Source organism: Mycobacterium sp. GA-1841, assembly GCF_001954135.1.
GTDB lineage: Bacteria > Actinomycetota > Actinomycetes > Mycobacteriales > Mycobacteriaceae > Mycobacterium.
Genome location: NZ_MBEQ01000073.1, coordinates 68,851 through 95,826, shown reverse-complemented (window position 1 = coordinate 95,826; position 26,976 = coordinate 68,851). Strand labels below are relative to the sequence as shown.

The following is a 26,976-nucleotide window of genomic DNA, read 5'->3' as shown; positions in this document are numbered from 1 at the left end:
AGACCTGACCCCGGGCCCCGAACCAGAACCCGAACCAGAACCAGGGTTCGTCCCGAACCGGAACCCGAGCCGGACCTCACGCCACATCTTGAGCCAGAGCCCGACCCAGACCCCGGCCCAGATCCAGACCCCAGGCCGCACCTCGAACCGGAACCGATTCCACAATGGGATATCGACTGGGACAACATCTTCGAAGAGTTCACACTCACCGCACCCAACGTCGAACACCTCTGGGACACAGACCCCTTCGACCCACAACGGCCAGCCCCGCAACTAGCGGACGGCTGGATCCTGCTCGACGAGATACCCATCGAACGCGCGTACCCCGTCAATGACTGTGCCCTCGAAAACGACCGTGCCGGTAAGAACAACCGTGCCCTCGAAAACCACCGTGCCCCCAAGAACCACCGTGCCCTCGACGACAAGGCAGTCCGCGGCCCCTGACCAACACCGACGTCGGGGCGACCCAGGTCCCACCCCACCGAGGCGCTACTCCACCGAGGCAGAGGCAGTCCACCTCGGGGCGGCACGCCTGCGTGACATGGTGCAACCCCAGCCGATCACGCCCGGCGGCTACACCGGAGCCTGGGGCGAAGCCGATCCCAGAGTTACACCGGGTCGAAAGATGAGATCCGCCAATCGCCGTCGACTTTCGTCAGGCCCACCTTCACAGCGCTGGCAGCCTGAACAGGTTGAGGGTTGGCGCGGCTCGTTGTGGCTTGGTTCAGGAACACCAACACCTGTGCCGTATCGGGTTGCACGTCGATGGCGGCCGCCCGTACCACCGATGCGGCGGCGCGAATGTCTTTGTCCTTGGCCGCCGGTGCCACGAACTGTTCGGCGAATTGACTGTAGTACGTCAAGAATTCGCCGGTCAGGTGAGACTCCGCAGTATCGATGTCGTGATCCAAACTGTCTGGCGTATAGGACAACAACGCCACCGAACCGTCGGACGCAGCATCGATCACCGTGGTGGTCTCGCCAGCCGTCTCGTGGGCACCGCGGTACGTACCGAAGTACACGGCTGCCGCAGCCCCGGCTGAGGCCAGGAGTACGCACACGATGGCGACAGCACGCCAACGCCGCCGCAGCCACCGCTCGCCGCGCGCCGGCAAGTCGGGGCCGGCAGCTGGCGGAGCCTCGTCGGGGTCGGCAGCCGACGGCACCTTGTCTGGGTCGGCAGCTGACAGGGCCTTGTCGAGAGTTTCTATCTCCGAGTGGGTTTCAGCATCAGCTTCGATTGTGTTCACGGGACAAACTCCACCTTCGACATCTTGATCTGTCCCCCGTCGTCGAGCATGGTGACGCTCAGACGCCAGTTCCGCGGTTGCTGACCGGCCCCAGCTGCGTCGTTGATCGTGGTCGCCGCGCTGACCAGCACGACAGCGCTGTCGGCAGTCATCGACTGCACGGCCGACGCCGCGACCTTCGCCTTGGTCGCCGCCTTGGAGTCTTGCGCCGCTCGGATCAAATCGTCGGAGGCGGACTGGAAGTCGTCTTTGAATTGTCCGGTTGAGTTGTCGACGATCTGCCGCACGTTCTCCTCCGCCGCGGCGCTGTCGATCGACATCAGGGTTACCACGGCCTGTGACGCAGCGGCCGCGAATTCCGCGCGACGCTGATGAGTCTGGTCTGACTGCACTTGGTACCAGATCATGTAGCCCGTGACCGCCAGCAGCGCCACGCTCACCAGGACGCCCACAGCACCGAGTGCTGTCGCGAATTTCGGCCCGCGCCAGCGTTTCTCGCCGGGGGCTGACGGTTCGTCCTCGGGCACGGCTGTCTCAGTTACCTCGTCTGAACGGCTGAGTAACCGCATGGTGCACCTCCGGTTGACTGCTCCCGCACGCTAATGCCGGTCGAGCCCAGGCCGATGCCGCTGTCCCGCCCAGCGGTCACCAGTGAGATTCACCAATGGCGTAGCGAACACAACGCTCCCTTGGGTCCCGCAGCGCGGTTGACGACGATTCCATCGACCGCCAATTCACATCGCAGAGTCTGCACCAGCTGCGGAGACAATCCGGCCGTGGTGACGGTGACCATGGCCCACTGCATCGGATCGGCGAGCATGACTTCGCGGATCCAAGGCCGGCCCGGTTCAAGTGCGACATCGTCTTTGGGGCTGAATTCGTAGGGATTGTGGCTGTAGTCCGCCCAGGTTGGCGGATCGGCCTCTCGGAAGTAAATGCTGACGGGCGTCGCCTGCTCGACGGTGACCGTATAGGTCACCCGGTGCAGAGGCCCGTCGTCCGCGCGCGCCGACGCGGCCGGGAGAAGCCCGGCAACACCGGCGGCGACAACTACAGCGACGACGCCCGACGCGACCCACGCACGACCCACAACATCAGACGTCGCCACGAACCCACCTGCTCGCCCCGTCCGTCGCCACACAACTGAGGAACAGTCCGTCAGGCGCTTGCGCAACGGAGTTCATGGACCCACCACATGGCGTGTTCTCCTCACGAATACCCGTCAACGGCGGTGACCGGAACCAGCGCGGTTCATAGCGACGCGGCGACCCGCAGAAGACGAGCCGGCCCCACGAGGTGGTGCCGAACACGAAGTGCGTCGTGTTCACACAGGGCGCGCCCAGTACGACGCCACCGACGATCCCCGGTACGCAGGAGGCGTCGTTGCACTGATCGGGCGCTGCGTTCGCCGGGACCGGAACGGCCAAACCCGCAACGAGCAGTCCGATCGAGGCCGCCACCGCTATCCGCACGGACGACACTGTGGCACGGAGAAATCCGCGTGCCATCACGATGCCCACTGGGCGGGAGGGTGGCCGTCACAGATCGGCAGACATTGGACAGTGAAGGCTCCCACGGCAACTGCCGGCGGCACGGTGTACTTAAGGAGTGGTCATGCGGGTGTTGACGGCGTTCACCGGGGCAGGGGTGCTCAGCGCCGCGGCGCTCAGCGGTGTGTGCAGCCCGGTTGCGCACGCATCGCCCAGGTGGGGCCTCAACGGCACCTACGTCGCCACCTCCAACGGCGAGTGGGCGAAGACCAACGACGTCTTCCACGACGAGGCCAGCCTCCGCAGCACCTGGACGATCTCCACGACGTGCAGCTACCCCAGCGAGTGCACCGGCACCGTCGACAGCGACTGGGGATGGAGCGCACCCATCTACATGAAGAGCGGTGTCTGGTTCGTCAAGAAGACGGTGGACAACTGGCAGCCGTGTCCCGACGGGACGGCCGGCCCGGGACTTCAGGTGTACCGATTCTTCCCGTCGAACGCAGACGCCACGGCAACCGATCCCGCCTCGACGACCTTGCTCGGTGAGGATTCGACCACGGGGGTCAGCGGCTCCTGCGGAAGCAGCACGGTGCTTTTCATCACCATGCCGTTCAAACTGGTAAAAACGGCCTGACCCCCGACCTGCCGATCAGGTCGGGAAGAGGTCCTTCCAGGTCTGATCACCGGCGTGCGGCACCAGGTTGCTCTGGCGGTACACCGCCCCGTCCGGCGTGGCGTACCGGCCTGTGCTCGGGTCGTAGGTGGCGATCGCCACCGACGGGCCCCCAGATCTGTTGGGGCTGAATGCACTCGGAGCCACCGCAGGTGCACCGGCTGGCGGCGGAGCCACCACAGGAGCGTCGGCGGGCGGCGGGGTGCCCTCCACCGGTCCGTGGATCGTCGCGTCGTGATCCACCCGGGCGTCCGGACCTATCCCCTGAGCCAACAGGTTGGGATCGATCGGGTACGGACCCAGCGCATGCTGGCGCATCGCCAAAGGCTGGTAAGGCTGGTCACTTTCGCAGATTTCGACAGTGGGCGCCCGCTTGCCCGGCTTACCCATGCACGGGTAGTTGCGTGCGCCTCGCACGCCGATCGGCGAATCTTGGGGCAGTTTGCAGTACAACCCGTCGGGGGTGTCGATGTCGCTGGTGTCCTCGGGAGAGCGCCATTCCGAGGGCGGCAGGAAACCGACGGTACAGGCCGGCGGGTCGCCGATGTTGAGGGTGAAGTCGCCCAACGACATACCGGTCGGGTTGTTCTTCGGCGCACCGTAGGACTGGGTCGACGCGATCGACGGCGGCAGCAGTACCAGCAGTTGCTCGAGCGAAGGGTGGTACGTCACGCCGACCTGACCCAGGCTGGTCAGATTGGCCAGCAGCAACGGCAGCGTCGGTTTGACTTGATTGAACAGTCGGGAGGCCTCGTCGGCGGCTCCCGGTCCATCCTTGAGCAAAGTGCGCACGTGTGCGTCGTCGTCGACGAGTTGCCGGCTGATGCCCGCGACACTGCGCGCCCAGGTGCGAATGGCGTCGATCGATTCGGCCTGACCGTCGAGAATCGGTGCGCTGTCATCGATCAGCGCGCGGGACTGATCGGCGGCGGCGTTCGCATCGGCGATCAGTCGCGAGGAGGAGTCCAGCAACGAGCCGATGTCGTACCCAGAACCGTTGAAAGCCTTGAAGGTTTCGTCCAACAGTGGACTGATCTTGTCTTTGGGGATGCTTCCGATCAGGGAGCTGACCTGATCGAGCATCGGTCCCACCGCCTGGGGGATCGAGGTGTTGGCCACCGGGATCACCGATCCGTCGTGCAGGTATGGCCCCGATTCGTCGTGCGGTTGCAAGTCGACGTACTGCTCTCCCACCGCTGACACGCTCAGCACCGCGGCGTGCAGATCTGCCGGGATCTTGGGTGACGTGTTCAGTGACAGAGTGGCTTCGGCGCCCTCCCGCGTCGGTTTCACGTCGGTGACCTTGCCGATCTGTACGCCGCGGTACGTCACATTGGAGAACTGGTAGAGCCCACCGGTCCCTTGCAGTTGCAGCGTCACCGTCATCCGTCCGATGCCCAGCAATGTCGGGGCTTGCAGGTAGACGATGCCCATCGCGGCCATCCCGATGACGGCAGCCACCGCGAAGATCACCAACTGGACACGAATGAAGCGGGTGAGCATCAGTTGCCACCTTCGGTCGGTGCTGCGTGTTGATCTTCCGCCGGCGCCGGGTCGATCAGTGGCGGCACCGTGGCCACTGCTGCCGGTGGCGGTGTCAGCGGCATGTTGATCGGGTCTTTCGTGTAGTTGGCGAACCAGGGGTCTCCCGGTGCCGGCGTCAGCGGCAGCCCCTCCTGGCCCCATCGGGTCCCGAGGAACAGTCCCCGCTTCAGCCGCGGGACGGTGAAGTCGAAGGTGATGAACTCATTGAGGTAGTCACCGCGGATCGCCCGGTCGATGAAGTTCTGTGGATAGGGATAGGCCGGTGCAAATGCCAGCACCGTGCCCAGATTCGGTCCGACGTCGGCCAATGCGCGCACCGTCGGTTCGAGGTTGCGCAGGTTGGTCACGACGTCGTCGCGGGTCGCGTTGATGAGTGTGGTGGCGGTGTCACTGAACCGGCCGAACTTCTCCAACGCGGTGGTGATGCGGGGGCGTTCCTTGAGCAACACGTCCAGAGCAGGCGGGATCCGTTGCAGCGCAGCGGTAACCACTTCCTGCTGTCCGGCCAGGGAGCCGCTGAGCCGGTTCATCTCCGTGATGGTGGCGTTGATGTCGTCGCGCTGGTCGGCGAACAGGCCGACGATGTCGTCGAGCCGCGTGAGCAGGTCGCGGATCTGCACCTGGCGACCGTCGAGCGCGGCGTTGAACTCGGTGACCAGATCACCGATCTTGCCCAGACCGCCGCCGTTGACGAGGACCGCCAGCGACGACAGAGTCTGTTCGGTCGACGGGTAAGTCGACGTACGGCCGAGCTCCAGTGTTGCGCCCGGGGTCAGCCGGCCTGAGGGCGATTGTCCCAGCGGCGGATCGAGGGCAATGTGCATGGATCCCAGCAGACTGGTCTGTCCCACCGTCGCAACGGCGTTGGCGGGGACGACGACGTCAGGTTTCACCGAGATCTCCACGTCGGCGTGCCAGCCGTCGACTTTCATCCCGGACACGCTGCCCACGATCACGTCGCTGATCATGACGGGTGAATTCGACTCCAGCGTACCGACATTGGCCAGTTCCACGTGATACACCGTCGCATCGGAGCCACGCCCCACCGTGCCGGGCAGCGGCAGCGAGTTCAGCCCGTGGAATGCGCAGCCGGTCAGTGTCAACATGACCGCCGAGCAGGTAGCGGTCACCCGAACCAGCCTCCGTCGAGCCGTCATGGCGTGCCTCCTTGATCCGACGGTGCCGCAGCGGGGTCGGCTTCGGCGGGAAGAAGCATGTCGTGCAGCGTTTTTGGCGGCTCAGCCGGCGCCGCGGGCGGCGTACCCGGCGGTACTGGCGCACCGGGGAACAAGGCCGGTGCCGGGGATGCCGGCAGTCCGTCCGGTGCATAGGCCCCGGGCGGGCCGGGCGGCGCACCCCATCCGGCCGGCGGCGGGACGTCACCGGCGCCGGTGTAGGCCGATACGGCCGGCGGCTGCTCCGGCGGGACGGGACTCCCGCCGGCTCCGCCGGGGGCGAGAGCGGGATCGGTGTACACCAGATTGTGTGGGCTGGGCGCCTTACGTAGATAAGCGTTGAACGGCATCGGCAGGTAGTTGAAGTTGATCAACGACAGAGCTGGCCCGAGGTATTGCGCGCACAGCTTCGAGGTTTCTGCCGCGGTGGCGTTCTTGACTGCGGCGATCGCCGAGCACACCACCGAAACCGGATCGGCGAAGTTCGACAACGCGAAGGCGCCGACGGCCGTCCCGCTGTCGGGGTTGTAGATGTTGTAGCCGTTGGCGATTGCGTTGGGCGCGACGTGGAGGACGTTCCTCAACTGGGTTTGGTTGTCCACCAGGGTCTGGGTGACGTTGGTCAACCGCTCGAGTTGTTCGGCGGTCTGGTCCCGGCTGCCGGCGACGAATCGCTGCACGTTGCCGACCGCGGACGCCAGGTTCGTCAGGGCACCGTCGAGATCGGAACGGCTGCCGTCGACGACGCTGGTGACACTGGCGAGCCGGTCCTGGAACTGGACGATCTGGGTGTTGCTGTCCCGCAGCGCGGTGACGAAGACCTGCAGGTTCTTGATGATGTCGACGATGTCGCCACTTCCCTGCGCGAGAACACGCCCCACACTGGACAATTGGTTGATCGCCTGATGCAGTTTGTCACCGTTGCCGTCCATCGCGGCCGCGGCACTGTCGACGAAGCGGCTCAGCGAGGTGGCCGATTCCCCGTGGAGTGGCCCCAGATCGGTCGCCAGCCGCATCAGCTGATCTTTGACCTGGTCCCACTCGACCGGCACGGCGGTGCGCTCGACGCCGATCTGGGCACCGTCGGCCATGGTCGGCCCGACGTCTTCGTAGGCCGGCGTCAGCTGGACGTAGCGGGCGGCAACCAGGTTCTGCGCCATGACGATCGCCTTGGCATCAGCCGGGATCTTCACCCCCCGATCGATGGCGAGGGTGAACCGTGCCTGCCCGCCAGCCGGCTCGATGCTCGTGATGGAACCGACCTTGACGCCGGCCACCCGCACTTCGTCGCCCGGGTAGATCGCGGTGGCCGACGTGAAGTACGCGGTGATCGTGGTGGGCCTGAAGACGGTGTGCCGCACCACCACCGCGGTGCCGGCCAATGCCAGGGCGACGAGCAGGACCAAGGCGCCGCGACTGATGCGCGCGCGGTGACGGGTGATCATCGACTTCCTCCGGGAATACCGTTACGCGGCATCGGGAATTCGGCGCGCGGGCCGGCATTGTCGGGTGGCTGTCCGGCATTGGTGCCGCGCCGGAAGCCGAACGCGTAGTCGAGAAAGGGCTGTAGTGTCTGTGAAGGCAGGAGGTTGCCGACGAAGGCGTTGTAGTACCAGCCGTTGTTCACTGATTCACCCTGGGTGACATAGTATTTCGCCATACCGGACAGCGCCTTGGCGATATTGTCGCGGTTCTTCTCCAGCATCGCGGTCACCGAGTTGAGTTGCTTCAGGGTGGGTGCCAGTTCTTCCTCGTTGTCGTGGACGAGCCCGGAGATCTGCTGGGCCAGCGCCGAGGTGTTGGCCAACAGGTTGACGATCGCGTACCGGCGCGCCTCGAGCACCCCGGTCAACGCATTCGCGTCCAGCAGCAGCGTGTTGACCTGTTCGCTTCGCTTGGACAGGATTCCGGTCACGTCGGCCGCGCTCTTGAGCAGGTTCGCCAGGGAATCGTTGCGGCTATTCAGCATTTCCGACAACCTGGTCAGTCCGTCGAAGGTCGGCCCCAGCTGTGGTGCCATGCGGTCGATGGTGTCCGACAACGTATCCAGGGACTGGGTGAGTGCGGCGGTGTCGGTGCCTTCGGTGTTGGTGGTGAAATCGCCGACGGCGTTGGTCAACGAGTACGGAGACGACGTCCGGGTGACGGGGATGGTGTCGGAGGCGCGCATGGCGCCGCTGCCGGCCGGTTCGACGGTGAGCATCCGGGCACCGAGCATGGTTCCGGTCCGGATGTGGGCCGTAGTCTCCGAGCCCAGACGTACCTTGCTGTCGAGCGTGAAGGTCACCAGCGCCTTGCCGTGGCTCAGGGTGACGTCGGTGACGATGCCTTTCGTGACGCCGGAAACCTTGACGTCGTTGCCTTCGGTGAGGCCGCCCGCCTCGGTGAACAGGGCGCGGTACTTGAGGGAGGTGGCCCACGACCACAGTGCCTGCGGCTGCAACCCCACAGCGATGATCAGTGCAATCAGCACGATGCCGATGAGCCCGCTGCGAATGAGATGTGATCCACGGTATTTCAGCATCAGGGCTCTCCACAGCGTCCGGTGTTCTGCATGATCCACGGGAAGTACGCGGTGCGACCCTGCAGATCGGTGACGCGGATATTCATGCCGCACAGGTATTGGTTGATGAAGCTGCCGTAGGCGCCCAGCCGCACGAGCTTGCGGTAGTTGCCCGGTGTCTTTTGCAGCGCCAGGTCCAACCGCGCCATGTCGTCGGTGTTGGACAGCAGCGGCGCCAGGCGGGTGAGTTGGTCGACGGTGCCCGACAAGGGAGGACGGGCCTGAGTCATCAGATCGGTCAGAGAGGCGGTTCCGTTGTCCAGTGCGGTGATGGCCTCTCCGATGGGATCGCGTTCCTGCGCCAGGCCGGTGATGAGCTGTTGAAGCTTTTCGACGGCGCCGGAAAAGCGGTCGCCGTCCTTGGCCACGGTGGCCATGACGGTTTTCAGGTTGTCGATCAGTTGTTGCACGGTCTGTCCGTTGTCGGCGAGCGCCTGGGTGAAGCTGGTCGTATGGGACAGCAGCGATTCCACGGTGCCGCCCTGGCCCTGCAGGATCTGGATCAAGGAGTTCGTCAGCGCGTTGACGTTCTGTGCATTGAGCCCTTGGATGACCGGTTTGAGGCCGCCGAGCAGAAGGTCGAGGTCCAGCGCCGGCTCGGTGCGGGCCAGGGGGATCTGGGATCCCGGTGGCTGGATCTTCGTCGAGCCGGGGCTGTCGAGGAGCTCGAGATACCGGTTGCCGACCAGGTCGAGGTAGCGCACCGCCACCTTCGTCGCGGTGGTGAGCACCACCTCGCGGTCCGAGTCGAAGTTCACCAGCACCGTGTTGTCGGGTTGCAGCACAACATCATTGACCGTGCCGACACGGATACCGGCCACCCGCACCGAATCGCCGGCCTTCAGGCTGGACGCATCGGCGAACACGGCCGAGTAGCCGTTCACCGAGCCGGTGCGGTACTGGCCCATGATCGCGAACAACGCCGCAGTCAACAGCAGCATCACCACACCGAACACGCCGAATTTGATCGCCGTCCCGTAACTGCGCGTCATCCCGGTTGTCCTATCTGGGCGGTGTTGCGCGGCGGGCCGTCCAGTGGGCCGTACAACGCTTGCTTGAGCGCGTCGGAGTTCAACAGGATCCCCTGATTTCCATACTGCGCCGGGTCGGCGTCGATGTCGGTGACGACGAACGGCGGACGCTGCTGAAAACCGACGTCAGGTAGGCCCTGGCACTGCGGTCCTCCGGTCGCCGCGACCTTCGGCAGGTTGCCCGGATAGCGGTAGCGTTCGGTGCCCAGCAGGAACGAATCGAGCAACATGACGCCGGGAAGCGGCTGAGGCGGTCCCATGGCGAGCGGCTCCAACCCCTTGAGCGCGCAGGTGAGCGCCGGGTTGTATTGGTTGAGCAAGTTCGTGGTCGGCACCAGTAGGTTCATGGTCTGGGTCACGGCGTCGCTGTTGGTCGCGACCACCTCGGTGCCGATGTCGGCCAGCCCGATCGCGCTGAGCAGCAAGGCATCCAGGTCACTTTGGCGGTCGACGACGGTGTCGCTGAGCTGTGTCGCGTTGCGTATCGTGTCCGTCAAATCCGGTGCCACGTCGGCGTAGGCGTTGATCACCTGTGGCGCCACCGAAATCTCATGACTGAGCGTCGGAAGACTGGGCTCGATCTTGACCAGCATGGCGTCGAGGTCGACCAGGGTCTGGCCGAGTTTGTCGCCTCGACCGTCGAAGGCTTGCGCCATGGCGCCGAGCGTTTCGTTGAGCTTGTCCGGTTGGATCTGCGACAGTACCGACACCAACTGCTCGAACAACGTGTTGATCTCGACGGTGGTATGACCGGCGTCGAGAACCTGGCCGGCGTACATCGTTTCCTGTGATGGCTCAGCGGGGGGAACCAGCGCCACGAACTTGGCACCGAACACGGTGCTGGAGGCGATCTCGACGCCCGTGTTGGCCGGAATCAGATGTAGATCATCGGGATTCATGGCCAGGCGGAGGGCGGCTTGCCCGTCGGGCAGCGTGTCGATGGCGACGACCTTGCCGACCTGCGCGCCGTGCAACTTGACCTTGGCGTCAGGGTTCATCACCAGTCCCGCGCGCGGCGAGATCACCGTCACCGAGGCCGTCGGTGTGACCCCACCGCGAAACAGCACGATGGCGCCGGTGATCGCGGCGGCGATCACCAGGAGCGTCGTCAGCCCGCTCAGAAGACGTTTAGCGTCACGCGACATCGGTTGCCTTCGTTAGCCGGAGAGGTTGAAGTTGCCGTTGGACCCGTAGACGGCCAGTGAGATCAGCAGCGTGATGGACACGACGACGATCAGCGACGTCCGCACGGCGTTGCCGACCGCCACCCCCACGCCGGCCGGACCGCCGGTCGCGAAGAATCCGTAGTAGGTATGGACCAGCAGGATCGCCAGCGCCATCAGCAGGGCCTGCAGAAACGACCACAGCAGGTCGATCGGATTGAGAAACGTGCTGAAGTAGTGGCCGTAGAGGCCACCCGACTGCCCGAGCAGCACCACCGTGGTGAATTGGCTTGCCAGGAAAGACAGGATCACCGCGATCGAGTACAGCGGCGTGATCGCCAGCATGCCGGCAGCGATGCGGGTACTCACCAGGTACTCGACAGAGCGGATGGCCATCGATTCCACCGCGTCGATCTCTTCGTTGATCCGCATCGCGCCGAGCTGGGCGGTGACGCCGGCGCCGAAGGTGGCAGCCAGACCGATGCCCGCGACGATGGGCGCCGAGATCCGGACGTTGATGAAGGCCGCCAGAAAACCGGTCAACGCTTCGATGCCGATGTTGCCCAGCGAACTGTAGCCCTGGATCGCCAGCACGCCACCGGTGGCCAGTGTCAAGAACCCGACGATCACGACTGTCCCGCCGATCATCGCGAGTGTGCCTGCACCCATGCTGATTTCGGCTATCAGTCGGATGACTTCCTTGCGGTAGTGCGCGACCGCGTAGGGCATGCCCGCCAAGGCCCGGCCGTAGAACAGGACGTGGTCACCGATCCCGCTCACGACGCCGACGGGCCGGCGCACGGCCCGGGACAGGCGCGGGTAGGCCGACTGGAGTACCGCCGCGGACGCCGTCATCGGGTCGTCATCTGAATGCCGATGGCGGTGACCACCACGTTGACCACGAACAATGCCATGAACGCGTAGACGACGGTTTCGTTCACCGCGTTGCCCACCGCCTTGGCGCCGCCACCCGACACGGTCAAGCCGCGGTAGCAGGCGACCAGCCCGGCGATCAAGCCGAACAAGGCGGCCTTGACGCACGAGATGACGACCTCTGGGATACCGGTGAGCAGTGTGATGCCTGCCGCGAACGCACCGGGATTCACGTCTTGGACGAACACCGAGAACAGGTATCCGCCAAGGATTCCGATGATCACGACGACACTGTTGAGCAGCAACGCCACCAGGCCTGAGGCCAGCATCCGGGGAGTGACAAGCCGCTGCACCGGGTTGATCCCCAGCACCTCCATGGCGTCGATCTCTTCCCGTACCGTGCGCGATCCCAGGTCGGCGCACATCGCGGTGGCCCCGGCACCGGCCACGATCAGCACGGTCACCATCGGTCCCACCTGGGTCACCGCGCCGAAGGCGGCGCCGGCCCCGGAGAGGTCTGCCGCCCCCAACTCGCGCAGCAGGATGTTCAAGGTGAACGACACCAGGACGGTGAACGGAATCGCCACCAGAAGCGTCGGCGCCATGGCAACCCGCGCCACGAACCAGGACTGGTCGAGGAATTCGCGCCACTGGAACGGCCCGCGCACCACGAATTTCACCGCGTCGACCGACATGGCGAACAACCCACCCACTCCCTCAAGTGGGACGGCGAGCTGTCGCTGCGGCATCGGATTCTCCGTTCTGCGCGGGGCCGGTCGAGGGCTGGGTATGGCAGTGGGTGTGTCACTGGGTATGACACCGGGTATGACGCGGACCACACGTCTGGGGAACCATCGCAGTCCGTCCCCCGCCCTGCCATGGGGTGTCCCGCCCAACGGGAGATCGACACCGGGCCGATGGCCTGCGGTGCTCACCGGTCAGCGGAACATCGCATTGCCGAGGAGGCGTCGGCATGTGAGGGTGGACAGCGATGAGTCCGCGAGACGAAGGAAGAGCCGTGTCGAATTCTGCAGCTGAGTTACGCGAGATCAACACCAGCGCAGGCGCTTTACGGTATTACGACGTCGGCGAGGGTCCGGTCGTGTTGTTCCTGCACGGATCGGGTCCCGGGGTGACAGGGTGGCGAAATTTCCGTGGCGTGCTGCCCACGTTCACCGACCGCTTCCGGTGTCTGATCCTGGAGTTCCCCGGCTTCGGCGTCTCCGACGACTGGGGTGGGCATCCGATGGTCACCGCGCAGGGCACGGTGGTTCCGTTCCTCGATGCCCTCGGTGTGGAGCGGGTGGACATCGTCGGTAATTCGATGGGTGGCGGCGTCGGCATCAACACCGCGATCACCGCCCCCGACCGCGTCGGCCGGCTCGTGACGATCGGCGGGATCGGCACGACGATCTTCTCTCCCGGCCCCAGCGAGGGCATTCGCCTGCTGCAGGAGTTCACCGAAGACCCGACCCGGCAGCGCCTCGTCGACTGGCTGCGTTCCATGGTCTACGACCAGTCGCTGGTCACCGACGAACTCATCGAAGAGCGCTGGACTCTGGCGACCGACCCGGAGACGTTGGCCGCGGCACGCCGGATGTACGGCAAGGCGGCCTTCACCGCGATGATGTCCGCGATGGCGGCTTCTGACCTTCCCATGCCGTGGGCGCGGATGCACAAGGTTGCCGCGCCGACGCTGTTGACCTGGGGCCGTGACGACCGGGTCAGCCCGTTGGACATGTCGCTGATCCCGATGCGCACCATCCCCAATGCGGAGCTACACGTGTTCCCCAACTGCGGACACTGGGCGATGATCGAGGCAAAAGAGGCCTTCGAGTCGGTGGTCGCCGGGTTCCTGACCCGGTGACACCGATGTCCTAGGGGCGCTTCAGAAACCGCAGCAGGTACGTGGGGAGGCCGTGCGTCGGCACCCGGCGCGGCCAGGCATCGGAGCGGAAGTAGGCGTCCGATCCACCGTCGACGAACACCACGCTGCCGCAAAGGAAGTCAGCAGCGTCGGAGAGCATGAAGACCATCCACTCGGCGAGATGCTCCGGATTGCCGAAACCGCCGACGGGCACCGGAAAGGATTGGACGGCCTTCGCTTCGCGGGGTGTGGCCAGCTGCTTTTCGAGCAACGGAGTCAGGATGGCCCCGGGGGCGATCGCATTGAGCCGGATACCCGATCCCGCCCAGGACTTCGTGACCGCGGTGCGCCGGACCCAGCGGGAGACGGCGATCTTGGACGTACCGTAGGCGAGCGACGGTGCGGCAGCGAAGAACCGTCGCACCACCTTGGTGGCCCGGTCCAGATCGTCGCGCAACAGTGCCCGCACCGCAGCGTTCGGCACCATCGGCATCGTGGTCGTCGAGTTGCTTCCGACGACGACCACTTTCGCGTTGCCGCTCGCGGCCAAAGCCGGTTGCCAGGCGCGCAGCAGATCCACCACGCCGAAGTAGTTGACCGACAGGATCAGCTTCACGTTGTCGCGTCCCGGCAACGGACCGACGCCGGCCGCCAACACAGCGCCGTCGAGCCGGCCCTCGGCCAACTCGAGCACCGACGCGGCGGCATCCGAACGGCCGTGTGCTGTCGAGAGATCCGCGACCACATCGGCCTCACGCAGGTCGACACCGATGACCCGGTGCCCGTCGGCCAGCAGTCGCTGCGCCGCCGCACGGCCCATCCCGGACGCCGATCCCGTCACCACATACGTACCCATAGTCACCAATCCTGTCAGGGGTTAGATCTGTCCGGGCACAGGTTCCCCGGCCAATCCGCGGTTCAACAGCGTATGTGCGTACGGATCCCCGTTGAGCAACCGGCTGGTGCGGGTGGTGATCTGCCATTGCCCGTCAACACGTTCCAGCGTGAAGTGGTTGGCGGTGGCCCGCCACACCCGATAACCCGCATCATCCCGCAACAACACCAATGATTCGCATACCGCGATCGCGGTGTCGCCGTCGACGGTGACCACGGCCGGCCCGAGGAAATGGCAACATCCACCGGCGACCAGCTTCTGATGTCCCGTCGAGCTGACCATGTCGTGCACGCCGCTGCGGCCAATCATCTGCCAGTCCTCGACATCGTAGGTGCCGTCGACCGCCCACAGCCCAGCTGCGGTGTCGGCATTGCCCGCATCCACCGATGGACCGTAGGAAGCAAGGAGTTTCGCGATGGCCAGCTCGTCTTCGAGACGCTGCAGCCGGGTGAGTAACTGCTGTTCGATCGTCATGGTCACTCCTGTATAGCGCGTCGCCTGGGCGTCAGTGTGCGCCGGGCATGAGCGACATGATCGCCTGATGCGTATCCGACACCACCCGGGCGCGGTCGGCAGCACTGTTGGCCTCGGCCTGGTCGGCGTTGCCGCCGGCGACCCACACCGGGCCGTCGGCGAGGTGAGCCAGACCCTCCGCGGCCACCTCGGCCGGCTCGCCGACGCGAATCCCGGGTGCATCGAAGTTCAGGCCGACCCGCTCCATCGCCGGGGTCCGGGTCACGCCCAGAACCAGCTCGAGCACGTCGACGTTGCGCTCTCGCAGTTCCAGCCACAGACTTTCGGCGAACATCCGGGAAAACGCCTTGGCGCCGGCGTAAATGGAGTGTCGCCACGCTCCCATGTAACCCGAGAGCGAGCCGACGATCATGATGCCGCCGCGTCCGCGATCGGCCATCGACCGGCCGTAGTGCTGCACCATCTCCAGCATCCGGGTCACGTTGAGATCGGTCACCTTCTGGAACTCGCCCAGGTCCGCGTCCAGGAACAGCTCGTTACAGGTGCTCGCCCCGGCGTTGTAGATCAGCAGCCCGACGTCGAGATCGGCGGTGGTTTCGGCGATCTCGGCCACCACCTGCCGATCCAGCAGGTCCACGGAGACGGTTCGCACCTCGGAACCGAGTGCGCGACATCGCTGCGCGGTCTCTTCCAGCGGCCCCAGTTTGCGCGCGATGAGGACCAGGTTGAATCCTGACCCGGCGAGCTGGCAGGCGAATTCGGCACCGACGCCTTCGGAACCTCCGGCGATGACGGCCCACGGCCCGTACTTGGCCAGATCGGTCATGGTTGCTCCTAGCGTTGGGTACTGCCGGCGTCGACCGGCAGGGTGACGGACGTGATGTAGCGGGCTTCATCGGAGGCCAGAAACAAGCAGGCGTTCGCCACGTCGACGGGATCCACCCAGGGCACGGCGAGCAGGTTCATCCGCGTCGCGGCCTCGGCGAAACGCACGGCCTGCGCCCGGCCGATCCCGCGGGCCGCACCCGTGATGAGCGCGGTCTTGTGCGCCAGCCGACCGGTCATGTCGTCTTCTGGGTCAGTCCGGCGTCGACCACGAGTTGAGTTCCAGTGATGTAGCGGGCGTGATCGGAGGCCAAAAACACCGCGGCGTTGGCCACGTCGACGGGTTCCACCCACGGCACCGGCAGCAGGTTGCGCGCGGTGAGCACTTCGATGGCGTCGGCCTCGGTGGGGTTGTCCAGGTCCGGGCGCAGCCGTTTGTAGGTGGCGGGGTTGCGCACCATCGGCGTGGCCACCGCCCCGGGGTGCACGGTGTTGACCCGGATCCCTTGTGGCCCAAGTTCGTTGGCGAGGGTGCGGGCCAGTCCCACGACGGCATGCTTGCTGGCGGTGTAGTGCGCGGCACCCGCCGTGCCACGTAAGCCGTTGGTGGAGCTGATGATCACGATGGAACCGCCGTCGGGGCCGAGGTGGGGCACCCCGGCCTTGACGGTGTGCCAGACCCCGGTCAGGTTGACGTCCAGGGTGCGTTGCCAGTCCTGGGCGCTGATGGTCCAGGCCGGCCCGCCCGGGGTGTGGATGCCGGCGTTGGCGACGATGACATCGAGCCGGCCCAGCGCCCTCACGCCGGCGTCGACCGCGGACGTCATCGCGGCGAGGTGGCTGACGTCGCTCAGTCCGGTGACACAGCGCCTGCCGCGTTGCTGTACCCGTTCAGCGGTCTCACGTAGGTCGTCGGCGACGTCGGGGCGGTCGAGCGCAATGACGTCGGCCCCGGCGTCGGCGAAACGTTCGCAATGCACGCGTCCGGTGCCACGAGCCGCGCCGGTGACCATGACGACCTTGTCCAGCAGCCCCGGCCCTACCGCGTCTTGCACAGATCGAACCCCTTGTATCCCGATGCCGCCACCTCGTTGCAGATGTCCAGGTAGACACCGAAGCCGCCGATGAACAGCATGAACACTCGGGGTTTACCGGGCACATTGGCGCCCATGTACCAGGAATTGGCCTTGGTGAACAGTGTCGAGTCGGCCCGCTGCGCGCACTCGGCGATCCAGCCGTCGACCGCGTCGGCGGTCGGCTCGATTGCGGCATAACCATTCTGGTCGAGATAGGCGATGGCGTCGGCGATCCAGTTCACATGCGCTTCGGCATGCAGCACCATGTTCGCCAGCACGGCCGGCGCCCCGGGTCCGGAGACCAGGAACAGGTTGGGGAAGCCGTCGGTGCCCAGGCCGAGGTAGGTGCGCGGTCCATCCGCCCAGTCGTCGACAAGCCTTTCCCCGCCACGGCCCACGATGTCGACCTTGGCCAGCGTGCCGGTCATCGCATCGAATCCGGTGGCCAGCACCAATGCGTCGATGGCGTAGTGGTCACCGGTGGTGTTGATCCCCGATTCGTCGATCGACTCGATCGGGGTCTTGCGGACGCTCACTAGAGTGACGTTGGGCCGGTTGAACGTCTGGAAGTAGTTGGAGTCGGTGCAGATCCGTTTCGTGCCGATCGGATGGTCATTGGGGATCAACAGTTCGGCGACCTGCGGATCGTCGATGATCGCGCGGATCTTGCCCTCGTAGAACTTGCGCGCTTCTTCATTGGCTTCTAGGGAGACCATCTGATCGGTGAAGGTCTTGGAGAACAGCACTCCGCCCAGTTCCCAACGCTTTTCGAAAGCCTCGCGACGTTCCTCGGCGGTGGCCTCCATGGTCAGCTTCGGGTGCGCCACGTGCGGGGAACCGCCGCCGCTGCGCCACGACATCCGGCGCCGCTCGGCGTAGTTCGCCTTGATGTCGGCCACCTCGTCACCGGTCAGCGGCCGGTTGCCGGCCGGCACGCTGTAGTTCGGAGTCCGTTGGAACACGTAGAGCCGTTCGGCCTGCTCGGCGATGATCGGAATCGACTGGATACCCGAGGATCCGGTGCCGATCACCGCGACCCGCTTACCGGTGAAGTCCACGCCCTCATGCGGCCAGTGCGCGGTGTGGTACACCTCGCCGCCGAAGCTGGTGAGCCCCGGGAAATCCGGAGTCATCGCCGCCGACAACGGGCCGGTGGCCATCACCACGAACCGCGCGTCAACCGTCTCGCCGGTATCGGTGGTGACCGTCCAGCGCAGCGTCTTCTCGTCGAGTACCGCTCGGGTCACCCTGGTGTCGAACGTGATGTCGCGGCGCAGATCGAGCTTGTCGGCCACCCAGTTGATGTACTTCAGGATCTCGGCCTGCGTGGCGTACTTCTCGGTCCACGTCCACTCTTGTTGGAGCTCATCGGAAAACGAGTAGCAGTAGTCCACGCTCTCGACGTCGCAGCGGGCACCCGGGTAGCGGTTGTAGTACCAGGTGCCACCCACATCTGGTGCGGCTTCGAATACTCGCACCGACAGTCCCTGCGACCGGAACTTGTGCAACGCGTACAGACCGCCGAATCCGGCGCCCACCACTACAACATCCACGACGGCGACATCGGGAACGCTCATCGATCCAGTGCTCACCGCGACTACGCTAGGCGGCCGGCACGGTACTGACCGCCGCTGTTCCCGGTCACCGGACGCCGAGACCCGTGTCCCGACCACCGGAACCGGCGGGTTGGCGCCCGCGGTTTCGCCAGCACAATGTCGGTCCATGATCGACGCGAGCATCCAGACCAGCCGGGGCGTGCTCGTCACGGTGGCCGACGTCATCGAGGAGAGCCCCGATGCGCGTTCGTTGGTATTCGCCATCCCTGACGCCGAGAGTGAGAGGTTCGCCTACCGCCCGGGACAGTTCCTGACGTTGCGGGTGCCCAGCGACACCACCGGATCGGTGGCCCGGTGCTACTCACTGGCGAGCTCGCCGCATACTGACCCGGCACCGAAGGTCACGGTGAAACGCACGACCGACGGCTACGGGTCGAATTGGTTGTGCGACAACATCAACGTGGGCGACACCATCGAGGTGCTGCCGCCGTCCGGCGTCTTCACCCCCACCACGCTCGACACCGATTTCCTGCTGTGGGCGGCAGGCAGCGGCATAACCCCGGTGATGTCGATTCTGAAATCGGTGCTGACGGCGGGCACCGGACGCGTGGTGCTGTGCTACGCCAACCGAGACGAACGCTCGGTGATCTTCGCCGCCGAGTTACGTGAGCTCGCCGCCCGCTACGCCGGTCGGTTGACCGTGCTGCACTGGCTCGAATCGGTCCAGGGCCTGCCCACTCGCGCCCAGTTGAGCGGTTTCACCCAGACGGTGTTCGCCGGCTCCGGCTTCGAGTCGTTCGTGTGCGGCCCCGCCCCCTTCATGACGATGGTGAAGGAGACGCTCGCCGAGGCCGGGGTGCCGCGGGAGCGGATCCATCTCGAGGTCTTCCAGTCACTGTCGGGTGATCCCTTCGTCGTCGACAACGCCTCAGCCGTTGCCGACGACGGCGATGCCGCGGACCTCCAACTCGACCTGGACGGCACCACCCACCGGCTGCGCTGGCCGCGGAACGCGACACTGGTCGACGCGCTCGTCGCCGCCGGCATCGACGTGCCGTACTCCTGCAAGGAGGGCCAGTGTGGATCGTGCGCGGCCACCGTGGTGCGCGGTGACGTGGACATGGCCACCTGCGACATTCTCGAACCCGAGGATCTCGCCGACGGGGTGATCCTTGGTTGCCAGGCCAGACCGGTATCCGACGAGCTGCACATCGAATTCTGAGCTGCTTCCACTGACCGGGATTCGGCTCCACGACGGGGTTCGACGCGGTACACCATCAATGCCAGCCCTCGACGATAGGACCAAATGATGACTGAGCGGGTACTCGACCGGGTGCACGAGATCGCCGACCAACTGCGCAACCAGGGCCCCGAGGCCGAGAAGATCGGCAAGCTCACCGACGAGACGGTCAAGCTCATGAAAGCGGCGGGCAACATTCGTCTGTTGCAACCGAAGTCCCACGGTGGCTTGGAGGTTCATCCCCGCGAGTTCGCCGAGACCGTGATGGCCACCGCGGCCCTCGATCCGTCGGCCGGCTGGATCAACGGCGTGGTCGGCGTGCATCCGTACCAATTGGCCTACGCCGACCCGCGCGTCGCCGCCGAGATCTGGGCCGATGACGTCGACACCTGGGTCGCGTCGCCGTATGCGCCTCAGGGCGTGGCCAAGCCCGTCGATGGCGGTTACCTCTTCAACGGTCGCTGGCAGTTCAGCTCGGGCACCGATCACTGCGACTGGATCTTCCTGGGCGCGATGCTCGGCGATTCGGACGGCAAGCCGTTGATGCCGCCGCAGATGCTGCACATGATCCTGCCGCGTAAGGACTACGAGATCGTCCAGGACTCGTGGGACGTGGTGGGGCTGCGCGGAACCGGCTCCAAGGACGTCATCGTCAAGGATGCCTTCGTGCCGTCCTACCGGACGATGGACGCGATGAAGGTCATGGACGGCACTGCCCAGCGCGAAGCCGGGATGACCGAGACGCTGTATCTGATGCCGTGGTCGACGATGTTCCCGCTCGGCATCAGCTCGGCCACCATCGGCATCGCCGAGGGTGCGCTGGCGGCCGCCCTCGACTACCAGCGGGAACGAGTCAACTCCAGCGGCGTGGCGATCAAGGACGACCCGTACGTGATGTATGCGATCGGCGAGGCCGCCGCCGACATCAATGCTGCCCGTCAGGAGCTGCTGGCCAACGCCGATCGCATCTACGACATCGTCGACTCGGGCAAAGAAGTGAGCTTCGAAGACCGGGCCGCCGGGCGACGCACCCAGATCCGGGCAGTGTGGCGCGCGGTGTCCGCGGTCGACGAGATCTTCGCCCGCTGCGGCGGCAACGCCGCGCGGATGGACAAACCACTGCAACGGTATTGGCGCGACGCGCATGTCGGGCAGGCACATGCCATCCACGTGCCCGGGACGGTGTATCACGCCTCGGCCCTGAGTTCGTTGGGTGTCGATCCGCAGGGACCGCTGCGGGCGATGATCTGAGAGGGCGAGACATGGGATTGATCAAGAGCCTCGGCTACGTCACCGTCGCCGCCTCCGACATCGAGCGCTGGCGCCACTTCGCGTTCAACGTCCTCGGGTTCGCCACCGGTACCGGCCCGGACGAGTCCGCCCTGTATCTGCGGATGGATGAACGCGCCGCCCGGATCATCGTCGTGCCCGGCGACGTCGACAAGATCATGGCGGTCGGCTGGGAGGTGCGTGACCATGCCGATCTGGAGCAGGTAAAGGCCGCGCTGGATGCTGCGGGCGTGCCGTTCAAGCAGTTGTCACTCGAGGAGACCGACGCCCGACGGGTGGAGGAAGCCATCGCTTTCGACGATCCGGCCGGTACCTCGCTGGAGGTGTTCCATGGTCCGGTCCTCGACCACTCCCCCGTCGTCACGCCGTTCGGGGCGAAGTTCGTCACCGGCGATCAGGGCCTCGGGCATGTGGTGTTGCCCGCGCTCGACGTCAACGGCTTGTTCGAGTTCTACACCGAGGTACTGGGTTTCAAGTCCCGCGGGGCATTCCGGGTTCCGGTGCCGCCGGAATTCGGCCCGATCCGGGTCCGGTTCATGGGCATCAACGAGCGCCACCACAGCCTGGCGCTCTGTCCGGCGCAGACCCTGCGCGATCCGGGCCTCATTCATCTCATGGTCGAGGTCGACACGCTGGACGCGGTCGGGCAGGCCCTGGATCGGGTGAACGCCGAGGGCTTCCAGCTGTCCTCGACCCTGGGTCGGCACACCAACGACAAGATGGTGTCGTTCTATGTGCGCGCGCCCGGTGACTGGGACATCGAGTTCGGCACCGAGGGCATGCGCGTCGACGAAACCTATTACACCGCAGAAGAAATCACTGCCGACAGCTACTGGGGACACCAGTGGGTCAGCGATTTGCCGAAGGCGATGCAACCGTGACAACTCCGTCGTTCGATCCCAGCCCGATCGCCGCCACCGAAGTGGCGAATTGGGACCATGAGGCCGACGTCGTCATCGCCGGTTACGGCGTCGCCGGGGCGGCCGCGGCCGTCGAGGCCACCCGCGCCGGGGCCGACGTCCTGGTGCTGGAACGCACCGGTTCTTGGGGCGGAGCCGCCTCGATGGCCGGCGGATTCATCTATCTCGGCGGCGGCACACCCATCCAGAAAGCCTGCGGCTTCGACGATTCGGTCGACAACATGGCCGCCTTCCTCAACGCCGCCATGGGTCCCGGCGCCGACGCGGCCCGCATCGCCGATTACTGCGGCGGCAGCGTCGCGCACTTCGACTGGCTGGTGGGCTGCGGAGTGCCGTTCAAGGCCGAGTTCTTCGGCGAGCCCGGCTGGGAGCCGATGGGCGACCAAGGGCTGATGTACTCCGGTGGCGAGAACTCCTACCCGTTCAACACGATTGCGACGCCGGCCCCGCGCGGGCATGTGCCGCAGATGTCGAACAAGAAGCAGGGCGAGGCCAGCGCCGGTTTCATGTTGATGAAACCGCTTGTCGACACCGCGAATGCGGCGGGCGCGCGGTCCCTGTACGACATGCGGGTGCAGCGGTTGGTCGTCGAATCCGACGGTCGCGTGGCCGGAGTGGTGGCGCGGCAGTACGGCAACGAGATCGCTGTACGGGCCCGCCGCGGCGTGGTGTTGGCGATGGGAAGTTTCGCCTACAACGACGCCATGGTCGCCCAGTACGCCCCGCGGATTGCCGGGCGCCCGGCCGCGTCGATCGAGCAGCACGACGGGCAGGCCATCCGGATGGCGCAGGCGCTCGGCGCCGATCTGGCCCACATGGATGCCACCGAGGTGGCGCTGTTCATCGATCCGCAGCAGTTGGTGCGTGGGATTCTGGTGAATGAGCGGGGTCAGCGCTATGTCGCCGAGGACACCTATCCGGGCCGGGCCGGACAGCTGACGCTGTATCACCAGAGCAACACGGCCTATCTGATCATCGACGGCGATGCGCAGGAGGAGGCGATGGCCTCGCTGTCGCCGCAGCTGATGATGCGGCCGCCGACGTGGGTGGCCGATACCGTCGCCGAGCTGGAGGCCGAGATCGGGCTCCCGCCGAACTCTTTGCAGGCCACCGTGGATGCCTACAACGACGGTGCGGCCCGGGGCGAAGATCCCTTGTTGCACAAGAAATCGCAGTGGCTCAAGCCGATCAAGTCTCCGGTGGGTGCGATCGACCTGCGCGAGAGCACCGGCGGCTTCACCCTCGGCGGTCTGGCCACCACGCTGGACGCCGAGGTGCTGCACGTCAGCGGCGAGCCGATTCCTGGCCTCTTCGCAGCCGGACGCTGCACCGCCGGCCTGGCCGCCTGGGGTTACGCCAGCGGGGTGTCGCTGGGCGACGGCAGCTTCTACGGTCGCCGCGCCGGGGCCGGCGCTGCCCAAGCCTGAACGCCGAACGTGAAGAAGATCGCGAGATTCTCCGGAATTCTCGCGATCTTCTTCACATTCGAGGGAAGCGTTAGGTCCGCCCTTCGGCCGCGAGTTCGTCGCCTGGGATTCGCCCGAGGCCGCCGCACAGTGGATGTCGACATCAGGTCCGGTCAGCGACGCGTTCTCCGACCGGATCACCCGTGTGCTCAGCGAGATTCATCAACGCGGCTACGGAGTGGAACGACTCAGCGGGCCCCTCATCCGAGTTTTCGACGCGCTGATCGCCCTTGACGACGGAAAGGCGCCGGACGCCGTGTCCACCAGGCTGGCCGGAGCCGTCGCCGATCTGACCGTGGTTGACGTCCTGCCCGACGATTTCACCGGCAAATCGGCCGAGGGCCGTATCGCGGTGGCCACTATCTCGGCGCCGATCCGCGACTTCGGCGGCAATGTCGTCATGTCGGTGTCAGCTCAGCCCTATCGCGAACTCGATCCGAAAGAGGTGGGTGACCTGGGAAAACAGATTGTCCGGTTCGGCCAGAATGCGACGGAGCTGATAACGCCGCCAATAACGTGACAGCGGACACATACTTGTGGTAGTCATATGACTATTAGTCATATGCCCGGCGGGGCAGCCCCTGGAGGAACCATGACCGCGATGATCGAACACCCCCCAGTCACGGGTAAGAAGGCGACGCTCGAGACACCCAGCGCTGTCATCGACCGGGTTTCCCTGGTACTCGATGCCTTCGACGGCACGGCCCGCCTGACGCTGGCCGACATCGTGCGCCGCACCGGCCTGCCCCGGTCGTCGGCGCACCGCATCCTTGAGCGACTGGTCCAGCTGCGCTGGCTCCGCCGCGACGGCCGCGATTACGAGTTGGGCATGCGCCTGGTTGAGTTGGGCTCGCTGGCGCTGCATCAGGACCGCATCCACCGGGCAGCGATTCCCTTGCTGCGCGATCTGCACCGCGCCACCGGGTTGGTGGTCCACCTGGCGGTCCTGGACGGGTCCGACGTGGTGTACCTGGAGAAGATCGGTGGTCAGATGGTGGCCGCCATCCCGACTCGGGTCGGCGGGCGCCAGCCCGCGCACTGTACGGCGGTCGGCAAAGCGATCCTGGCCGACAACCCGTCCGCCCAAGCCGACCTGGCGACGCGCCGGACGCGGTTTTCGATCAGCACGGAACGTCAACTCGAAGCCGAGCTGGCCAAGGTCCGGGCCCATGGGGTGGCTTTCGAGCGCGAAGAATCACTTCCCGGATTCGGTTGTGTCGCAGCGCCGATCGGCCCGGCCGGTGCAGCCGTTGCGGCCGTGTCGGTATGTGGACCCATGAACCGGATGACATTCGATCAGCGACTCACCGCGCCGGTGCGTATGACCGCGATGGGTATCTGGCGCAATGCCGAGGATGGGCCGCAACGAGTGGCACCGACCTTGCAGCCGCTGCGCCCGTTGCGCGGTGCCACTCCCGTCGCGCAACGATCCACCTCGGCCCTGCTGCCGGCATGACCCTCGATCCCCAGATCGCGCAGATGATCGAAGCTCTCGATTCGGGCTTCCCGCCGGTCCACACGATGACGGGTGCCGAAGCCCGGGCCGCCATCCACGCCCGCTTCGTGGCGAATCCTGCTCCTGAGCCGGTCACCTCCGTTGCCGACTATCAGATCCCGGTCGACAACGGCCGCATCGACGTCCGCGTCTACCGGCCCGACGCATCCGAACCGCTCCCCATGCTGGTCTACGCCCACGGCGGCGGCTTCGTGTTCTGCGACCTCGACAGCCACGACGGGCTGTGCCGCAACCTCGCCAATCTCGCTCCAGCGGTGGTGGTTTCGGTGGACTACCGGTTAGCTCCCGAGCACCGCTGGCCCACAGCCGCCGAAGATTTCTACGCTGCGGTCCGGTGGGCTGTCGACCACGCCGCCGACTTCGGCGCCGACCCGGCCCGGGTGGCGGTGGGCGGCGACAGTGCCGGCGGGAATCTGGCCGCGGTGACGACGCTGATGGCCCGCGACCGCGGTGGGCCGGATCTGGCGGCACAGCTTCTGCTGTACCCGGTGATCGCAGCGGATTTCGACACCGACTCCTACCGGTTGTTCGGCAACGGTTTCTACAATCCGAGGCCGGCGCTGCAATGGTATTGGGACCAGTACGTGCCCGCAGTCACCGACCGGCGGCACCCGTACGCATCGCCGTTACAGGGTGAGCTGAACGGGTTGCCGCCGGCCGTCGTCGTCCTGGCCGGCCATGATCCGCTGCGCGACGAGGGCATCGCCTATGCCGATGCCCTGGAGAAGGCGGGTGTGTCAGTTACCCGCTGCGCCTTCGACGGTGGCATCCACGGCTTCATGACCATGCCGATGCTGGACCTCGCGCACCGGGCCCGCCGGGAGTCGAGCCAAGCCCTAGGTGACCTGCTCGCTCGTTAAGGCGGCACCATAGCGTTGATCGGGATCGAGCACGCAGTGCGTCCGACCGAACACTGTCACCATGCACTTGTTGTTGTGGTTGCAGCGACTGCGTGACGCCGGTTCGGACATCATCGTGTTGACCCGGTCGGGTTCCCGCAGCAACGCGCGGCCCATGGCGAGGAAATCGAATCCTTCGGCCAGCCCGGTCTCCAGGTGCCCGCGGTCCGTGATCCCGCCCAGCAGAATGAGTTTGGTGTTCCGCATGATCGGCACGAACTGGCGGGCGGCCTCCAGCATGTAGAGGTCGCGATAGGGGTAGACGCCCATCGCCTGCTTACCGACCAGTCGGACAGCGGGCCGCAGCGCCGGCGGCATCACCGTGGCGAACTCCTTGACCGGCACATCGCCCCGGAACAGGTACATCGGCTTGTACACCGACGATCCCTGGGTGAGCTCGAGGGCGTCCAGTGTGGCGTCGGCATCGAGGAGTTGGGCGGTCCGCAGTGCTTCGTCGATCCAGATGCTGCCCGGTAGGCCGTCGTCCATGTCCAGTTTGGCGATCACCGCGATGCGGTCGCCCACCACCTCGCGGACCCTGTCTGCGATCTGCCGCACGAAGCGCGAGCGGTTGTCGATGTCACCGCCGTACTCGTCCTTGCGGCGGTTGATCAGCGGGCTGAGGAACGAGCTGGGTAGGTACAGGTGGCCGAAATGCAGTTCCACAGCGTCGAATCCGGCATCGACCGCCACCCGTGCCGCATCCCCGAACTGGGTGATCACCAGGTCGATCTCGCTGCGGGTGATCTCGCGGCAGTAGGCGAACGAGGTCGGGTTGATGAATCGGCTGGGCGCGACGGCGGTGACGCCGGTGAGCTTCTTCTGCGCCACCACCCCGGCATGCCCCAGCTGTGCCGAGATGGCCGCGCCGGCCTGATGTACCGCATCGGTGAGCTGCCGCAGACCCGGTAATGCCTTGCGGTTCATGACGATCTGGCCTGGGGCGCTCGCACCTTGCGGGGATACACAGCAGTAGGCCACCGTGGTCATCCCGACGCCGCCCTCGGCGAAGCTGCGATGGAAGTCGATGAGTTCATCGGTGACCAGTCCATCGGGTGACCGGCCTTCCGAGGTGGCGGCCTTGATCACTCGGTTTCGCAGCGTCACGGGCCCTAGCTGGGCCGGGCTGAACGGATCGGTCATCCGGTCACCTTCGCGCGGACCCTGTCGGCGGTCAACGGCAGTT

The 26,976-nt window shown here is 65.8% G+C and carries 28 protein-coding genes and 1 pseudogene; 10 read left to right on the top strand and 19 right to left on the bottom strand.

Features of this window, described 5'->3' with window-relative positions; translation table 11 throughout:
• Positions 1–444 (top strand): annotated as a pseudogene (locus A5740_RS28940) (hypothetical protein); the annotation flags it as partial.
• A gap of 164 nt (positions 445–608) precedes the next feature.
• Here A5740_RS28940 and A5740_RS18370 read toward each other — a convergent pair.
• The 4 genes from A5740_RS18370 to A5740_RS18355 form a co-directional block, all read right to left on the bottom strand.
• Positions 609–1,250: a twin-arginine translocation pathway signal gene (locus A5740_RS18370; RefSeq protein ID WP_175616286.1), complete on the bottom strand. Its 642-nt coding sequence runs from the start codon at positions 1,248–1,250 to the stop codon at positions 609–611.
• A complete protein-coding gene (locus tag A5740_RS18365; protein WP_254849243.1) occupies positions 1,247–1,777 on the bottom strand; it encodes a hypothetical protein in 531 nt (176 codons plus the stop codon). The genes A5740_RS18370 and A5740_RS18365 overlap by 4 nt, the downstream gene beginning before the upstream one ends.
• 131 nt (positions 1,778–1,908) lie before the next feature.
• The gene (locus tag A5740_RS18360; protein WP_254849242.1) at positions 1,909–2,358 is read right to left on the bottom strand and encodes a hypothetical protein; all 450 of its coding nucleotides are present in this window, start codon (positions 2,356–2,358) and stop codon (positions 1,909–1,911) included.
• Complete coding sequence (locus A5740_RS18355) at positions 2,345–2,722, bottom strand: hypothetical protein (RefSeq protein WP_139335204.1); 378 nt, start codon at positions 2,720–2,722, stop codon at positions 2,345–2,347. Before A5740_RS18355 ends, A5740_RS18360 begins: the two co-directional genes overlap by 14 nt.
• Before the next feature lie 142 nt (positions 2,723–2,864).
• Here A5740_RS18355 and A5740_RS18350 point away from each other — a divergent pair, with 142 nt between their 5' ends.
• On the top strand, positions 2,865–3,377 hold the full coding sequence (locus A5740_RS18350; protein WP_076196302.1) for a hypothetical protein: 513 nt from the start codon (positions 2,865–2,867) through the stop codon (positions 3,375–3,377).
• Positions 3,378–3,392: 15 nt separating this feature from the next.
• Here the strand turns inward: A5740_RS18350 and A5740_RS18345 are convergent, their stop codons facing one another.
• From A5740_RS18345 to A5740_RS18310, 8 genes are read right to left on the bottom strand one after another with little or no spacing between them, the layout of a single operon-like run.
• Positions 3,393–4,919, bottom strand: coding sequence for an MCE family protein (locus A5740_RS18345; protein WP_076196276.1), 1,527 nt, complete (start codon positions 4,917–4,919; stop codon positions 3,393–3,395).
• A complete protein-coding gene (locus A5740_RS18340; RefSeq protein WP_076196275.1) occupies positions 4,919–6,118 on the bottom strand; it encodes an MCE family protein in 1,200 nt (399 codons plus the stop codon). Before A5740_RS18340 ends, A5740_RS18345 begins: the two co-directional genes overlap by 1 nt.
• Positions 6,115–7,581, bottom strand: a complete 1,467-nt coding sequence (locus A5740_RS18335) for an MCE family protein (protein ID WP_076196274.1) — start codon at positions 7,579–7,581, stop codon at positions 6,115–6,117. The genes A5740_RS18340 and A5740_RS18335 overlap by 4 nt, the downstream gene beginning before the upstream one ends.
• On the bottom strand, positions 7,578–8,660 hold the full coding sequence (locus A5740_RS18330) for an MCE family protein (protein WP_076196273.1): 1,083 nt from the start codon (positions 8,658–8,660) through the stop codon (positions 7,578–7,580). Before A5740_RS18330 ends, A5740_RS18335 begins: the two co-directional genes overlap by 4 nt.
• Positions 8,660–9,691 carry an MCE family protein gene (locus A5740_RS18325; RefSeq protein WP_076196272.1) on the bottom strand — a complete coding sequence of 344 codons (1,032 nt, stop codon included), beginning with the start codon at positions 9,689–9,691 and terminating at the stop codon, positions 8,660–8,662. The genes A5740_RS18330 and A5740_RS18325 overlap by 1 nt, the downstream gene beginning before the upstream one ends.
• The gene (locus A5740_RS18320) at positions 9,688–10,875 is read right to left on the bottom strand and encodes an MCE family protein (protein WP_076196271.1); all 1,188 of its coding nucleotides are present in this window, start codon (positions 10,873–10,875) and stop codon (positions 9,688–9,690) included. The genes A5740_RS18325 and A5740_RS18320 overlap by 4 nt, the downstream gene beginning before the upstream one ends.
• Before the next feature lie 12 nt (positions 10,876–10,887).
• On the bottom strand, positions 10,888–11,748 hold the full coding sequence (locus tag A5740_RS18315; protein WP_076196269.1) for an ABC transporter permease: 861 nt from the start codon (positions 11,746–11,748) through the stop codon (positions 10,888–10,890).
• Positions 11,745–12,515, bottom strand: coding sequence for an ABC transporter permease (locus A5740_RS18310; RefSeq protein ID WP_067769494.1), 771 nt, complete (start codon positions 12,513–12,515; stop codon positions 11,745–11,747). The genes A5740_RS18315 and A5740_RS18310 overlap by 4 nt, the downstream gene beginning before the upstream one ends.
• A 269-nt stretch (positions 12,516–12,784) precedes the next feature.
• Between A5740_RS18310 and A5740_RS18305 the strand changes: the two genes are divergently transcribed.
• A complete protein-coding gene (locus A5740_RS18305; RefSeq protein ID WP_371454770.1) occupies positions 12,785–13,633 on the top strand; it encodes an alpha/beta fold hydrolase in 849 nt (282 codons plus the stop codon).
• 10 nt (positions 13,634–13,643) lie between these two features.
• On the opposite strand, the gene A5740_RS18300 is transcribed toward A5740_RS18305, so the two are convergent.
• The 6 genes from A5740_RS18300 to A5740_RS18275 are packed head-to-tail and all read right to left on the bottom strand — an operon-like array spanning position 13,644 to position 18,480.
• Positions 13,644–14,489 (bottom strand): SDR family oxidoreductase, encoded by an 846-nt coding sequence (locus A5740_RS18300; protein WP_076196265.1) that lies wholly within the window; start codon positions 14,487–14,489, stop codon positions 13,644–13,646.
• Positions 14,490–14,510: 21 nt separating this feature from the next.
• A complete protein-coding gene (locus tag A5740_RS18295; protein WP_076196300.1) occupies positions 14,511–15,002 on the bottom strand; it encodes a nuclear transport factor 2 family protein in 492 nt (163 codons plus the stop codon).
• A 31-nt stretch (positions 15,003–15,033) separates the two neighbouring features.
• Positions 15,034–15,828, bottom strand: a complete 795-nt coding sequence (locus A5740_RS18290) for an SDR family oxidoreductase (RefSeq protein ID WP_076196263.1) — start codon at positions 15,826–15,828, stop codon at positions 15,034–15,036.
• A gap of 8 nt (positions 15,829–15,836) precedes the next feature.
• The gene (locus A5740_RS18285; RefSeq protein WP_076196261.1) at positions 15,837–16,067 is read right to left on the bottom strand and encodes an SDR family oxidoreductase; all 231 of its coding nucleotides are present in this window, start codon (positions 16,065–16,067) and stop codon (positions 15,837–15,839) included.
• The gene (locus tag A5740_RS18280) at positions 16,064–16,840 is read right to left on the bottom strand and encodes a mycofactocin-coupled SDR family oxidoreductase (protein WP_076196298.1); all 777 of its coding nucleotides are present in this window, start codon (positions 16,838–16,840) and stop codon (positions 16,064–16,066) included. The genes A5740_RS18285 and A5740_RS18280 overlap by 4 nt, the downstream gene beginning before the upstream one ends.
• A gap of 26 nt (positions 16,841–16,866) precedes the next feature.
• Positions 16,867–18,480, bottom strand: coding sequence for an NAD(P)/FAD-dependent oxidoreductase (locus tag A5740_RS18275; protein ID WP_076196259.1), 1,614 nt, complete (start codon positions 18,478–18,480; stop codon positions 16,867–16,869).
• A gap of 145 nt (positions 18,481–18,625) precedes the next feature.
• On the opposite strand from A5740_RS18275, the gene A5740_RS18270 reads away from it, so the two are divergent.
• From A5740_RS18270 to A5740_RS18240, 7 genes are all read left to right on the top strand, one after another.
• Positions 18,626–19,681: a ferredoxin--NADP reductase gene (locus A5740_RS18270; RefSeq protein ID WP_076196257.1), complete on the top strand. Its 1,056-nt coding sequence runs from the start codon at positions 18,626–18,628 to the stop codon at positions 19,679–19,681.
• Positions 19,682–19,768: 87 nt separating this feature from the next.
• Positions 19,769–20,950, top strand: a complete 1,182-nt coding sequence (locus A5740_RS18265) for an acyl-CoA dehydrogenase family protein (protein ID WP_076196296.1) — start codon at positions 19,769–19,771, stop codon at positions 20,948–20,950.
• An 11-nt stretch (positions 20,951–20,961) separates the two neighbouring features.
• Entirely contained in the window at positions 20,962–21,870 is a 909-nt protein-coding gene (gene bphC, locus A5740_RS18260; RefSeq protein WP_076196255.1) for a biphenyl-2,3-diol 1,2-dioxygenase, read from the top strand.
• Positions 21,867–23,336 carry an FAD-dependent oxidoreductase gene (locus A5740_RS18255; protein WP_139335203.1) on the top strand — a complete coding sequence of 490 codons (1,470 nt, stop codon included), beginning with the start codon at positions 21,867–21,869 and terminating at the stop codon, positions 23,334–23,336. Before bphC ends, A5740_RS18255 begins: the two co-directional genes overlap by 4 nt.
• A gap of 133 nt (positions 23,337–23,469) precedes the next feature.
• Positions 23,470–23,895: a transcriptional regulator gene (locus A5740_RS18250; RefSeq protein ID WP_175616285.1), complete on the top strand. Its 426-nt coding sequence runs from the start codon at positions 23,470–23,472 to the stop codon at positions 23,893–23,895.
• A 72-nt stretch (positions 23,896–23,967) separates the two neighbouring features.
• Positions 23,968–24,831: an IclR family transcriptional regulator gene (locus tag A5740_RS18245; protein WP_076196250.1), complete on the top strand. Its 864-nt coding sequence runs from the start codon at positions 23,968–23,970 to the stop codon at positions 24,829–24,831.
• Entirely contained in the window at positions 24,828–25,751 is a 924-nt protein-coding gene (locus A5740_RS18240; RefSeq protein WP_076196248.1) for an alpha/beta hydrolase, read from the top strand. The genes A5740_RS18245 and A5740_RS18240 overlap by 4 nt, the downstream gene beginning before the upstream one ends.
• Here A5740_RS18240 and A5740_RS18235 read toward each other — a convergent pair.
• Positions 25,728–26,933, bottom strand: a complete 1,206-nt coding sequence (locus A5740_RS18235; RefSeq protein ID WP_076196246.1) for an NADH:flavin oxidoreductase — start codon at positions 26,931–26,933, stop codon at positions 25,728–25,730. The two genes, A5740_RS18240 and A5740_RS18235, sit on opposite strands and share 24 nt — an antisense overlap.
• Between the last annotated feature and the right edge of the window lie 43 nt (positions 26,934–26,976).